General features: G+C 69.8%; 16 protein-coding genes and 1 other RNA gene. 11 read left to right on the top strand and 6 right to left on the bottom strand.

The features are described from left to right. Window positions 1-1260 (bottom strand): cytochrome P450, encoded by a 1260-nt coding sequence (locus IAI58_RS12115; RefSeq protein ID WP_207450766.1) that lies wholly within the window; start codon window positions 1258-1260, stop codon window positions 1-3. 100 nt (window positions 1261-1360) lie between these two features. Between IAI58_RS12115 and IAI58_RS12110 the strand changes: the two genes are divergently transcribed. The 5 genes from IAI58_RS12110 to IAI58_RS12090 all read left to right on the top strand — a co-directional run bounded on the left by IAI58_RS12110 (window position 1361) and on the right by IAI58_RS12090 (window position 5069). Then, a complete protein-coding gene (locus tag IAI58_RS12110; protein ID WP_207450764.1) occupies window positions 1361-1876 on the top strand; it encodes a hypothetical protein in 516 nt (171 codons plus the stop codon). 63 nt (window positions 1877-1939) lie between these two features. Further along, entirely contained in the window at window positions 1940-2281 is a 342-nt protein-coding gene (locus tag IAI58_RS12105; RefSeq protein WP_207450762.1) for a hypothetical protein, read from the top strand. 1 nt (window position 2282) lies between these two features. Next, a complete protein-coding gene (locus IAI58_RS12100) occupies window positions 2283-3524 on the top strand; it encodes an MFS transporter (protein ID WP_272874889.1) in 1242 nt (413 codons plus the stop codon). Between the two features lie 131 nt (window positions 3525-3655). Then, window positions 3656-4006, top strand: coding sequence for a RidA family protein (locus tag IAI58_RS12095; protein WP_207450758.1), 351 nt, complete (start codon window positions 3656-3658; stop codon window positions 4004-4006). A 352-nt stretch (window positions 4007-4358) separates the two neighbouring features. Next, window positions 4359-5069, top strand: coding sequence for a CHAP domain-containing protein (locus IAI58_RS12090; RefSeq protein ID WP_237182847.1), 711 nt, complete (start codon window positions 4359-4361; stop codon window positions 5067-5069). Between the two features lie 105 nt (window positions 5070-5174). Here IAI58_RS12090 and thiE read toward each other — a convergent pair whose 3' ends face one another. The 3 genes from thiE to IAI58_RS12075 are packed head-to-tail and all read right to left on the bottom strand — an operon-like array spanning window position 5175 to window position 7241. Further along, window positions 5175-5816: a thiamine phosphate synthase gene (thiE, locus tag IAI58_RS12085; protein WP_207450754.1), complete on the bottom strand. Its 642-nt coding sequence runs from the start codon at window positions 5814-5816 to the stop codon at window positions 5175-5177. Between the two features lie 3 nt (window positions 5817-5819). After that, window positions 5820-6740, bottom strand: coding sequence for a class I fructose-bisphosphate aldolase (locus IAI58_RS12080; protein WP_207450752.1), 921 nt, complete (start codon window positions 6738-6740; stop codon window positions 5820-5822). A gap of 51 nt (window positions 6741-6791) precedes the next feature. Then, the gene (locus IAI58_RS12075; RefSeq protein ID WP_207450751.1) at window positions 6792-7241 is read right to left on the bottom strand and encodes a hypothetical protein; all 450 of its coding nucleotides are present in this window, start codon (window positions 7239-7241) and stop codon (window positions 6792-6794) included. Window positions 7242-7382: 141 nt separating this feature from the next. On the opposite strand from IAI58_RS12075, the gene IAI58_RS12070 reads away from it, so the two are divergent. The 6 genes from IAI58_RS12070 (at window position 7383) to clcA (ending at window position 11256) form a co-directional block, all read left to right on the top strand. Then, window positions 7383-7658, top strand: a complete 276-nt coding sequence (locus IAI58_RS12070; RefSeq protein ID WP_207450749.1) for a hypothetical protein — start codon at window positions 7383-7385, stop codon at window positions 7656-7658. 2 nt (window positions 7659-7660) lie between these two features. Next, complete coding sequence (gene zapA, locus IAI58_RS12065; RefSeq protein ID WP_207450746.1) at window positions 7661-7987, top strand: cell division protein ZapA; 327 nt, start codon at window positions 7661-7663, stop codon at window positions 7985-7987. An 8-nt stretch (window positions 7988-7995) separates the two neighbouring features. Next, window positions 7996-8151, top strand: a non-coding RNA gene (gene ssrS, locus IAI58_RS12060) — 6S RNA. Then, on the top strand, window positions 8138-8731 hold the full coding sequence (locus IAI58_RS12055; protein WP_207450738.1) for a 5-formyltetrahydrofolate cyclo-ligase: 594 nt from the start codon (window positions 8138-8140) through the stop codon (window positions 8729-8731). The genes ssrS and IAI58_RS12055 overlap by 14 nt, the downstream gene beginning before the upstream one ends. Before the next feature lie 8 nt (window positions 8732-8739). Beyond that, entirely contained in the window at window positions 8740-9561 is an 822-nt protein-coding gene (locus IAI58_RS12050; protein WP_207450736.1) for a TIGR00282 family metallophosphoesterase, read from the top strand. Between the two features lie 327 nt (window positions 9562-9888). Further along, window positions 9889-11256 (top strand): H(+)/Cl(-) exchange transporter ClcA, encoded by a 1368-nt coding sequence (clcA, locus tag IAI58_RS12045; RefSeq protein WP_207450734.1) that lies wholly within the window; start codon window positions 9889-9891, stop codon window positions 11254-11256. Between the two features lie 81 nt (window positions 11257-11337). Here clcA and IAI58_RS12040 read toward each other — a convergent pair whose 3' ends face one another. Then, window positions 11338-11952, bottom strand: a complete 615-nt coding sequence (locus IAI58_RS12040; protein ID WP_207450732.1) for an MSMEG_1061 family FMN-dependent PPOX-type flavoprotein — start codon at window positions 11950-11952, stop codon at window positions 11338-11340. A gap of 17 nt (window positions 11953-11969) precedes the next feature. Further along, complete coding sequence (locus tag IAI58_RS12035; protein WP_237182663.1) at window positions 11970-12539, bottom strand: cytochrome b; 570 nt, start codon at window positions 12537-12539, stop codon at window positions 11970-11972. Window positions 12540-12557: the final 18 nt, after the last annotated feature.

Raw genomic sequence — 12557 nt, 5'->3', positions numbered from 1 at the left:
TCAGGCGGCGGCGGATACCGGCTCCGGCATCACCCGCGCGACGAACCCGCTTTCCGGTGCCGCCGGGATGCGGGAGAGGCGGATGCTGAGGTCCTGCGGCGGCACGGTGTAGTGCATGCCGCCGGCCAGCAGCCGCACGGCCTGCTCGATCAGCGCGATGGTGATCCATTCGCCGGGGCAGCGGTGTCCCTGCATGAACTCCCCGGCCCCCTGCGGGATCAGCGTATAGGGATTGCCTGCCCAGCCGCGGAAACGCTCCGGCCGGAACTGCGCGGGATCGGGCCAGAGGCGCGGGTCGTGGTTGGTGCCGTAGAGGTCGAGCAGAACCCAGTCGCCCTCGGCGAAGCGGTGGCCGGACCAGTCGAAGGACCGCCGCACCCTGCCGCCGACGACGGGGAAGAAGGGATAGAAGCGCCGCACCTCCTGCACGAAGGGCGTCAGGTCGGTCTCGTCTTCCGCAAGGCGCTGCCGCCAGTCCGGATACTCGTGCAGCGCCAGGGCGGCGAAGGTGATGAAGCGCCCGACGGCAAGGATGGGGCGGAGGATATTGATCAATTCCACCGCCGCGATACCTCTGTCCAGCGGTTGCCCATCCGGCCCGGTATGCCGCGCCAGGACCGCCGCAGCCGAACCCGGTGGCACCTGCAGTTCACCGGCGCGGATGCGCTCCACCAGCCCTCCCACGCGGCGCTCGGTGCGCTGCCGGAGGCGCAGCGCCCACCAGTTGCGGGGGCCGATGCTGCCGGCCTGCTCCACCATGGCCGAGAGTTCCCGCGCCAGGGCGGGCATCTCCTCCTCCGGCACCGGCAGGGCGGCCCAGTCGCAGGCGGTGCGGGTCAGCAGCTCCGCCATCTCCCGCAGCAGCACGATCTCCGGCATCGTCCGCCAGCGCGGCACGGCCTGCCGCCAGTGATGGTCGAGCAACTGGCCGATGCGCTCCACCGCCGCGGGCGACATCAGGTCCATGAACATCTGCTTGCGGTGCCGGTGGGCCTCGCCATCCAGGCTCTGCACGCTGCCCTTGTCCTGCAGCAGGCGCAGCACGGATTGCGGCATGGCGCCCCGCCGGGTGAAGCGGTCTCCGTCGTAGAAGATGCGCGCGGCTTCCGCGCCACGCATGCAGACCACCGGGGTGAGCATGATGCGCGCCGCGAAGAGGTCCGTGCCCATCCGGTCGCAGCGGCGGGAGACGAAGGTATAGCCCTCCGCCAGGAAGGCGAGGGAGTGGTCCAGGCCCGGCTCGCGGGGAATCGGCCGCATGGGTCCTCCGTCTGGCTGTGGCCTTCCGCCAACACCGGGCAGGAGCGCGGGTTGCCCGGCGCCCCTGGCGATGCCCGCCGGGAAGCCCCATCTTGGGGCCATGTCCACCGCTGTCCGCGTGGCACTCGCCCCTGACGGCGTGTTGCACTACGCTATTCCCTGCCGGCCCGAGGATCTCCCCGGCGTCCCCCCGCGTGCTCTCAGCAATGCCTGGGAGGCGGCGCGCGCCGCCGCCGCCGCCGAACTCTGGGGCCCGCACCGCGCATTGTTCTTTGCCGGAGACCGGCACCAGGACGGCGCCATACTGACCCTCGCCGATGCGGATGCCGCCTGCTGGGCGGAAGCGGTGGACCGGCTGGCGGGGCTGGACACGCTGGCGGGCCTGGCGCTCTGCCTGCGGCTGCTGGCGCTGGTGGACCTGCTGGGCCGTGCGCGCTGGATGGCCGGGCTTTTCGCCATCGGCCGGGACGGAATCGAGATTCATCCGGCTTTACTGGCCGCCGCAGCGACAACGGGGCTGGACGGCGCGGGCCGCTTCGACGAAACCGTCATGAAGCGGCTTTTGTCAAGCCGCGTCGCCGGGACCTCGGCGGGCAGGGGGGTGGAAGCGGGCTGAAGAGCCGCGCGGCGCTTTTTCCGGCCCGCGCCGCACCGGCACCACGCCTTGCCGGAGCGCATTATGAAAGCCCTCTCCCTCTCGCTTCTGCTGCTCCTGGGTGCCTGCGCGGCGGCCCCGCCGCGCTCCGCCGAGCAGCGGCAGCAGGACCTCGCCACCGCCGCCTGCCGGCAGGATGCCGAACGCATCATGCGCTACCGCGAGCGCGGCCAGCAGATGCGGCTGGACGAGGCGGATGCGCGCCTCGGCGCCGGTGCCTTCACCGACAGCGTCAGCGGCCGCCTGAGCACGGACCGGCTCTCCGCCCAGTATGAGCAGGAGCGGATGGTCGAACGCTGCCTGCGCGGCGCGGAAGGCGCGGCGCCGGTTCCGGCCTCCGGCCCGAGGGGCGGGCGAGGCTCCTGACCTGCGGTCCCCCGCGGCGTTCGGCGCCATTCGCCGGGCGCTGGCCACCCGTGACGCAAGGCTCTTTTTCGGCGCGAGCCTGACGGCCTGGACAGGGCTCTGGATGCACCGCATCGCCGTGGGCTGGCTGGCCTGGGAGATGACGGGGAGCGCCTTCTGGGTCGGGCTGGTGGCCTTCAGCGACCTGGCGCCCGCCGCCTTCATCAGCCCCATCGCTGGCGCGGTGGCGGACCGGGTGGACCGGGTGCGGCTGACCACCATCGCCCAGGGCGCCATCGCGCTGGAAGCGGCGCTGGTGGCCACGCTGGTGGCCACCGGCACGATGCGGATCGAATTGCTGATCCTGCTGGAGCTCTGCGCCGGCACCGCCGCCAGCTTCCTGCAGCCGGCGCGCCAGACCCTGCTTCCCGGCGTCGTCCCGCCTGCGGAGCTGCCGGCGGCCGTGGCCTGCAACTCCCTGGTCTTCAACATCGCCCGTTTCATCGGCCCGGCCCTGGCGGGGCCGATCATCGCTGCTTTCGGCGTTTCGCCGGCCGTGGCCTGCAACGCCATCGCCTATCTTTGCGCCGTGGGCAGCATGGGACTGATGAAGGTGGACCCGGCGCACCGGCGCGGCCATGGCGGCACGGGCAGGGGGCTGGCCTCCGAGGTGGGGGAGGGTTTCCGCTACATCGCCGGGCATCCCGGCCTTGGCGCCCTGCTGGCCTATGCCGCCATGATGGGCGTGCTGCTGCGTTCCGTGCAGGAGATGCTGCCTCCTTTCGTGGAGCGGAACTTCGCGCGCGGCGCCGATTCCCTGGCCATGCTGACGGCCAGCTTCGGCGTCGGCGCGCTGGTGGCCGGGCTCTGGCTTTCCGGCCGCGGGCGGGTGGAGGGGGCGACGCGCATCTCCATCTTCTCCGGCCTCGCCCAGGCCCTGGCGGTGGCGGGCTTCGTCGCCACAGGCTGGTTCAGCTTCGGACTGGCCTGTGCCGTCCTGATCGGCGCCGGAACCTCCCTGCACGGGATCTCCACCCAGCAGCTGGCTCAGACGGCGGCGCGGCCGGATATGCGCGGGCGTGTCCTGGCGCTCTGGGGCCTGATCACCCGCGCCTGCCCGGCCCTGGGGGCGCTGATGCTGGGCGCCGCTGGCGAGGTCTTCGGCCTGCGTCTGCCGGCGCTGGTGGGCGTCCTGCTGGCACTCTGCGCCTTCGTCTGGGGGCTGCGGCAGCTACGGCGGATCGAGCGGGCGCTGGAAGGCTGAATGCCATGGCGGAAGGCAGCCACCTTGCGAGGGTGTCACGAGCGCCGTAGAAGCAGCCGACCCTGTCCCGGTGCCCGAGGCGCCGTGTCCAGGACACGTCCCATCCCAGCCACAGGGAGCGCATAGCGCCGATGAGCAAGATCACCCGCCACGAGACCAACCCGGTCCTTTCTAACGCGGTCGAGTATCACGGCTTCGTCTTCCTGGCCGGCGTGACCGCGCAGGACCTGTCCCAGGACGTGGTCGGCCAGACCAAGCAGGTCCTGGCCAAGATCGACGAGCTGCTGGAGCACCACGGCACCGACAAGACCCGCCTGCTGCAGGCCCAGGTCTGGCTGAAGGACATCCGCGACCGTGACGCCCTGAATGGCGTCTGGACGAAGTGGCTGCCGGAAGGCGGCGCGCCCGTGCGCGCCTGCGTGGAGGCCAACATGGCCGACCCGCGCCACCTGGTGGAGATCATGGTTACCGCCTGCCGCTGAGGCGGACGCGTTACTTTCCGTAACGCAGAGTCACGGAGTGGCGCGGCTGGGAAACCGGCTGCGCCGCTTCTGTTTCCGGGCATCGACTCCATGGCTGTTGCATAAACATCGCAACACTGTGGCATTTTATCCTGTAAGTCAGTGATTTAGGAATAAAGTCTTATTATTCACCGGTTGGTGAACCCTGAAATGCCGAATCACGGCATGTTTCGTCCTGCAACGTGCAACTCGATTGTCCTCGGCCTCCCGCCTTTGCTACCGCCTTACTGCCGAAGCCGGGAAACCGGTCCGGTTGGGGGCTGACTAAGAGTAATCAGGGGGTTTCATGCGGGTGACGAGCACTGCTTTGGCCGTGGCTGTCCTAATGGGCGTGGCCTGCGCCATGCCGACGATGGCCGATGCGGCCACCAGCCGCGGCGCGCGGGAGACCGTGAAGCAGCGCGTCGCAACCGAGGTGAGCTCCACTAGCCGCAGCGTCAAGCTGCAGGGCACCAAGCAGCCGCTCCGCAGTTCCGTGACGCGCGGTGCCGCCGTCAGCCGTTTCGCCTCCATCTCCTGCGTGCCGTATGTCCGCTCCATCACCGGAATGGACATCACGGGCAACGCCCATACCTGGTGGGCCAGAGCCGCCGGCAATTATGCCCGTGGCCAGCGGCCGGAGCGCGGCGCCGTCATGTCCTTCCGGGCATCCGGCGGCATGCGGCTGGGCCATGTGGCCGTCGTCTCCAAGGTGGTCGGCGCGCGTGAGGTGCTGATCGACCATGCGAACTGGGAAGGCCCGGGCATCCGCAAGGGCACCGTCATGCACGGCGTCTCCGTCATCGATGTCTCCGACCGCAACGACTGGACGGCGGTGCGCGTGCAGGTCGGCCGCAGCGACGAGGCCTATGGCCGCGTCTACCCGCTCCACGGCTTCATCTACAACCGCCCGGACAACGGCCGCCTGATGATGGCCGGCACCGGTGCCAGCTTCGAGGAGCTGGCCGAGGCGCCGTCCTCCCCGCATGCCGCGCATCTGGCCGAAGCGGTGAGCGACCTGAATCTGGGCGGCGGCCGCCGCTGAGTTCCGACGGCGGGCCCCCCCTCCCGCCGCGACGAATGCCAAGCCCTTACCGAAGGCGGGCCGGATGATGATCCGGCCCGCCTTCGGTGTTTCAGGTGAGGGGAGTCAGGCCTGCGCGGCGGCGATGGCGGCGTTCATGGCGCGCACCCCGGCATCCGCGCCTTCCGGATGGTTCCAGACGGCGCTGACCACCGCCAGGAAATCGGCCCCCGCGCGCACCAGCGGCGCGCAGTTCGATGGCGTGATGCCGCCGATGGCGACGCAGGGCAGTTCGAACAGAGAGGACCACCATTCCAGCACCTCCGGCTCGGCCCGGTGCTCGGCGTCCTTGGTGCTGCTGGGGAAGAAGGCGCCGAAGGCGACGTAATCAGCGCCGATCTCCCCGGCCCGCATGGCCAGGTGGCGGCTGGCATGGCAGCTGATGCCCAGCATGCCGTCGCCCAGCAGGCGGCGGGCGGCCTCATGGTCGCCATCCTCCTGTCCCAGATGCGCGCCGTCGCAGCCGGTCTGCACCGCGAGTTCGGCGCGGTCGTTCAGCAGGAAGGCGACGTCGCGGGACTGCACCACCGGGCGGAGGATGTCGATGGCGCGCCGGAGCGCATCGTCATCTACGCCCTTCAGGCGCAGTTGCAGCGCCGCGACATCGCCGGCGTCCAGCGCCCGCGCCAGCACATCAGCGAAGGCGCGGGGCTCCAGGACCGGCGGCGTGACGAGATAGAGACGGCAGCCGTCGGTCTGCGTAGCCATGGTTCAGACTGTGCCCTTATAGACGGCGGCCATGTCGTTGAGGAGCTTCAGCGCCTCAGCCCGTGGCCGCTGGAAAGTGTTGCGGCCGATGATCGAGCCATTGCCGCCGCCAGCATGGATGCCGCGCGCCATCTCGATCATCGCCTCCGAGGTGCCGGCCTCGCCGCCCGAGAAAACCACCAGTCTCCGCCCGCCGAAACAGGCCTGGACCACATGGCTGATGCGTCCGGCCAGAGTGGAGGCATCCACCGGATACTTCTCGTAGGTCTTCCTGGCGGCATCGAGGGCGATGACGTCCGTCGGCGGCTTCACCTTGATGATATGGGCACCCAGCAGCGCCGCCATATGCGCGGCATAGGCGCAGATATCGAGTGCCGTCTCGCCCGCCTTGTCCAGGATCGGGCCGCGCGGATAGGACCAGACCACGACGGCGAGGCCGGAGGCCTTGGCCTCCTCTGCCAGCTCCCGCAGCTCTTCCATCATCTCGAACTGGTATTCGCTGCTGGGATAGATGGTGAAGCCGATGGCAGAGCAGCCCAGGCGCAGCGCGTCCGCGACCGTGGCGGTGACCGCCTGGTCCTTGGTGGTGGAGAGGCTGTTGGAGCTGTTGACCTTCAGGATGGTCGGGATCGCGCCCGCATAGCTGGCTGCGCCGGCCTCGATCATGCCGAGCGGGGCGGCATAGGCGTTCAGCCCGGCCTCGATCGCCAGCTCGAAGTGATACCGCGGGTCATAGGCCGCCGGGTTCGGGGCGAAGGAACGGGCGGGGCCATGCTCGAAGCCCTGGTCCACCGGCAGGATGATCATCCGCCCCGTGCCGCCCAGCTGTCCTTCCATCAGGATGCGGGCGAGGTTCGCCTTGGTTCCGGGATTGTCGCTCTCGTACCAGGAGAGGATTTCCTTCACGCGATGCGTCAGCTTCATGTGCGGGCCTTTCCTCGATGTTCTTGGCAGTTCCCAGGCTTTAGCGGAGCCTCAGATGGCTGTCACCTCGGTCAGCCAGCCCCGCAGCGCGGCCTCGGCGCGGGGCGTGCCGGGGCGCAGCAACGCGAGGTCCAGCGCCGCGGGAGCACGGCCCCAGAGCCGCGCCCCGGCCTCCGCCGCCGCACCGGCCAGGGCGGGGTAGGCGGGGCAGCCGGCGGACAGGATCAGGGCGGGGCAACCGGCCCTCAGCGCGGCCAGTGCATAGCCAGCGGCCATGCCGCAATCCAGCACTGGCAGATGGGGTGCCTGCAAACCCAGCGCACCCTCTGCCACCATGGCGAGGAACAGGCGCGGGGAGAGCCAGTGCGCCGCCCCGGGGGCGGAAAGCAGGGGCAGCACGCGGCCAAGCGGCAGCACCGCCCGCGCCACGCGCAGGGCCTGCGCCACCTGGGATGCGTCATGCACGATCAGCGCTGCCGCGAGGTCACTTTGTCGTGCCATCGATTCCACCTCTCTTCATGCGCTGCCCACGCCGCCGCATCCGTTGACCCTGGCGGCGGCCCGCGCGTAAAGCCTGCATCGATGTGGGCCACCGCAGATGCGCGGTGCCCTTGGCTATAGGCCATTTTTGGGGGCGGTAGCATGAGCGAGGCAGTAAGCGAGGCAGCAGCGCGTCTTGAGCGGGCGGTCGGCCGTCTGGCGGAAGCCCTGGCGAAGCCGCGCCCCCAGCCCCAGGCCGGTATCCCGGCCGAGCAGGTGGAGGCGCTGGCATCGCGCCTGGACATCAGCCTGGCCAAGCTGCGCGCCGCGCTGGTGGAACTGGACGCGCCTGAGCCGGAGCCCCACGATCCCATGCTGGAAGAGGATGAAGGGGTACCCCCGGCTCCTCCGGCCACCGCCCAGAACGAGGAGCGCTGAGTTTGGGTCAGGTCACGGTTCGCATTGGCGGCTACACGCATCCCGTTTCCTGCGAGGATGGCCAGGAGGGGCATCTGATCGCCCTGGCGGCGGAGGTGGACCGCCGCGTCAATTCCATCCGCGCCATGGGTGGGCAGTTCGGGGAGAGCAGGCTTCTGTTGCTGGCCTCCCTGCTGCTGGCCGATGAGCTGCACGACCTCCGCGTGGAACTCTCCCATGCGCGCGCCGGCCAGCCCGGCGGCGCCGCGATGGACCCGAAGCTGGCCGAGCGCCTGGCGCGGATCGCCGAGCGGATCGAGGGCATTGCGGATGGGCTGGAGCACCCCTAGATAGATGGCCGGAGCTGCCAGGTGCGTCAGGTACATTATCCCTGGGGCCAATAAGCAACCTCCGGGAGCTGGCTCTGACCGGATCTTGGTCCGGTTACCTGGTGCCCACCTGTTTACGCAGGTCTCGGGAGGATAAAAACGCCAACGGCCATGGCGGCTCCACTTCCTTTCATCTCTGACTCTCCCGCGCTGGTGGCCGAAAAGGCCGCGCTGCGTCAGGCTGCCCTGACCGCCCGCGCCGCGCTGCGCGCCCCCGGTGCCGCCGAGGCCCTGGCGGAAGTGGTGCTGCGCGATTGCCCGCCACCCCCCGGCGTGCTGGTCGGCGGCTTCTGGCCGATGGGGGGCGAGATCGACATCCGCCCCCTCCTGCGCCGCCTGGAGGACGCCGGCCACGCCCTGGCGCTGCCGGTGACGCCGCCGCGCGGACAGCCGCTGGCCTTCCGCCGCTGGCGCTTCGGCGAGCCGCTGCTGCCCGGACGATTCGGCACCTCCATCCCTGCCGAATCGGCCGGGGAGGTGCGGCCCGGCGCCCTGCTGGTGCCGCTGCTGGCCTTCGATGCCAGGGGGCTGCGGCTCGGCTACGGGGGGGGCTATTACGACCGGACCCTGGCGGCGCTGCCCGGCATATGGGCGCTGGGCGTTGCCTTCGCCGGCCAGCAGGTGGCAAAGGTGCCCGCGGGCGCGCATGACGTGCCGCTGCACGGCATCGCCACCGAGGCCGGCTTCCTCCCTACCGAAGGATAATCCTGTTCTTGCGTATCCTGTTTCTGGGTGACGTCGTGGGACGCGCCGGCCGCGACGCGGTGACCAGCGAACTACCCGGCCTGCGCGAGCGCCTGCGCGCGGACCTCGTCGTGGTGAATGTGGAAAATGCCAGCCACGGCTTCGGAGTCAGCCCGGAGATGGTGCGCGCCTTCCTGGCCGCCGGGGCGGATGTGCTGACGCTCGGCAACCACAGCTGGGACCGCAAGGAGATCATCGGCTATATCGATGGTGAGCCGCGCCTGATCCGCCCGCTGAACTACCCGCCCGGCACCCCGGGGCGTGGCGCGACGGTGGTGGAGGTACCCGGTGGCCGCAAGGCGCTGGTGGTGAATGCCATGGGCCGCCTGTTCATGGAGCCGCTGGACGACCCCTTCCGTGGCGTGCAGGCAGCGCTAGCGCAGCACAGCCTGGGCGCGAATGGCACGGTGCAGGCCATCCTCATCGACATCCACGCCGAGGCCAGTAGCGAGAAGATGGCCCTGGCGCATAGCTTCGATGGCCGTGCCAGCCTGGTGGTGGGCACCCATACCCATGTGCCCAGCGCCGACCACCGTATCCTGGAAAGCGGCACGGCCTACATGACCGATGCCGGCATGTGCGGCGACTATGACAGCGTCATCGGCATGCAGAAGGGTGGTGCGGCGCTACGCTTCTGGAAGAAGGTTCCGGGCGAGAAGCTGGCCCCGGCCGAGGGTCCGGCCAGCCTTTCCGGCGTTTTCGTCGAGACGGATGACGCCACCGGGCTGGCCCTGCGGGTGGCGCCGGTGCGGATGGGGGGGAAGCTTTCCCCCGCTATGCCGGAGTTCTGATGGCCTGCCCGTGAAGTTCATGGGTTCATCCATGAACTTCACGGGCCCCTCAAAACAGAGCCCCTCCTTCAAACCGCATTGGCCGCCCGCGCCCCGGCGACCGCCTCCTCCGCCCGGCTGAAGCTTGTCTGAAGCGGGGCGGCTCGCCATGCCTCCCGGTTCGGTGACACCCGGCCGGGCTTCGAGGGTTGAACAAACGGTTAGACGGCGCGGAGCATCTCATGAGCACGGCGATCCGTTAAAGGGGTCGACTACACTCATCACGGTGCGCCTGTTCGCACTTCCGCTGCGCGGATATCCGGCGCCGCGTTGATAAGGGGAGCGTCGATGAGCTTGGCTGACCAGCCCGACTCGCCCCTGCAACAGGCACGCTTCGTCGCCCTGGCCCTCATTGCCGGCGCCCTCACCGGCGTATTCGGCGGGTTGTTCCACGTCTTCATCGACCAGATCATCGAATGGCCGGCATGGATGGCGCGCCACGCCGAAGGGTGGAGGTTGATCGGCGCATGCGCCGTGATCACCATGGCGGCCACCGTTTTCGCCGTGTTCGTCACCCGGCGCTTCGCCCCCGAAGCCGGTGGCAGCGGAGTCCCCGAGATCGAGGGGGCCATCGACGGCATCAGGCAAGTGCGCTGGGAGCGCGTGCTGCCCGTGAAATTCATCGCCGGCGTCGCGGCCATCGGCTCGGGCCTCGTTCTCGGCCGCGAGGGACCGACCATTCACATGGGCGGCTCGGCGGCGCTCGCCGTGACCGACATCTTCGGCGTGAAGGGCGTTGACCGGCAGGCGCTGCTGGCGGCGGGCGCCGGGGCGGGCCTCGCCTGCGCCTTCAACGCGCCCATGGCCGCCGTGCTCTTCGTCATCGAGGAAACCCGGAAGCAGTTCCCCTATACCTTCCGGACCTACATGGGGGTATTCGCCGCCGCGATCACCGGAACGGCGGTGAGCCAGCTCATCTCCGGCGCGCGCCCGGAGCTGCCACTGGCCGCCGGGCAGGCGGCGCTGGCTTCCCTGCCACTGTTTGCACTGATGGGCGCCATGCTGGGCGTGGTGGGAGTGCTGTTCAACCGCTGCATCATGTCGATGCTCGACTTCACCGCCGCGTGCCAGAAACGCGCCCCCTACGCCTGGCCCGCCCTGGTCGGGCTGATCGTGGGCGCGTTGCTCGTCATCGCTCCGCGCACCGTCACCGGAGGCGAGCGTGTCATCTCGGAAATAGCCCTGGTCACCCCAGGCCTGGCCGTGCTGCTGATGCTGGTGGCGGCGCGCTTCGTCACCTCGGTGAGCAGTTATTCAACCGGAACGCCGGGGGGCATTTTCGCACCCATCCTCACCCTGGCCGCCTGCCTCGGGATCGCCTTCGGCCTGCTCGCGCAGATGGCGCTGCCCGGGACATTCTCCGGCATGGGCCTGACGCCCGTCTCCTTCGGCATCGTCGCCATGGCCGCGCTGTTCAGCGCATCAGTGCGCGCGCCCGCGGTGGGCGTGGTGCTGGTGATGGAACTCACCACATCCTATGCACTCACTCTGCCCACGCTGACGGCGTGCCTGAGCGCCAGCCTCGTCGCCCAGTGGCTTGGGGGGCGTCCCATCTACGGACAGATGCTGGAGCGCACCCTGGCCCTGGCCGGCGTCGGTCGGCAGGCACAACTCGGCCCGGGCATCGGACTGGCGGCCGACCGCGATCGGTCCTGACCTTGATCGGAAGCCGGGGCAAATCCCGTCCGGCGGTATCACCGGAAGGGGGCTGTCCGGTGGACGGAAGGCCGCCGTGCTCTAGTAGAGCGTGGAGGCGACGACCGGGCCACGCTCCCGGTCGTATTCCTCGGCGTCCACCATTCCCTTCGTGTGGGCGGCCAGCAGTTCGCCGGCACTGGGGATGGCGGCCGGCTTCTCCTGCCCCTTCCAGAGCCTGGAGCGATGGATGGCTCGGGCGCATTGCATGAAGACCTCCTCCACCGAGATCACCATCACGGTGACGGGGTTCTGCCCCTGCACGGCATAGCGCGCGCAAAGCTCCGGATCGGCCGAGAGCCGCGCCTTACCGGCGACGCGCAGCGTCTCCCCCACGCCGGGGACCAGGAAGAGCAGCGTCACGGCCGGGTTGTCCACCACGTCCCGCAGCGCATCCAGGCGGTTGTTGCCACGGCGGTCGGGCAGCACCAGCGTCTTCTCGTCCAGCACGTCGATGAAGCCGGGCGCGTCTCCGCGCGGCGTCACATGCGGGCCGCGCGCGCCGAAGGTGGCGAGCACGGCGAAGGGGCTGGCGCCGATGAACTCGGCGGTGCGCGGGTCGATGCGGTCGGCCACCTTTTTCAGCACCAGCTCCCGCGGCGGCGGATAAAGCGCCTGGAGCTGCTCCTGCGTCGTGACGGCGTGGGCATCGGTCATGCGCTGTCTCCGTGGCTCTACCGGCTCGTGGCGGGAATGCGCCCGGCCATCCGTTGCAGCACATCGTCGCGCCAGATCCGGCGATGCACAACCACCATCACGACGTGCCCGGCGACGACCGCCAGCAACGTCCAGGCCAGCAGACCGTGCGCCGCGCGGGCAGGGGCCACCATCCAGTCGATCGCGCCACCCCCGAAGCCCGGGAAGAGCGGGATGCCGAAGGGGGAGAAGGGGCGGCCGCTGCCATAGGCGCGCAGCAGCGCCAGCGAGGGCACGACCAGCATCAGAGCGTAGATCAGCAGGTGGCCCGCCGTCGCCAGACGGCCCAGCAGGCCGGCGGCATGGCCCGGCCGCCTTCGGGCCTGCGACAGGCCCCAGGCGCCACGCAGCAGCACCAGCAGCAAGAGCAGCGTGCCGACCCCGCCATGCGTGCCCACCATGAAGGCCGTCAGCGGTGCCCTGCCAAGGATGAGCTTCACCGCCATGCCCGCGAACTGCCAGGCGAAGAGGGCCGCCATGCCCCAGTGCAGGGCGCGGCTGACGAGGCCATAGCGTTGCGGGCTATCGAGCCAGGGATTGGTCGCCAATCGCGCCTCCTTCATAAT

This window comes from Roseomonas marmotae (assembly GCF_017654485.1).
GTDB lineage: Bacteria > Pseudomonadota > Alphaproteobacteria > Acetobacterales > Acetobacteraceae > Pseudoroseomonas > Pseudoroseomonas marmotae.
This window is presented reverse-complemented; position numbering and strand designations above follow the sequence as displayed.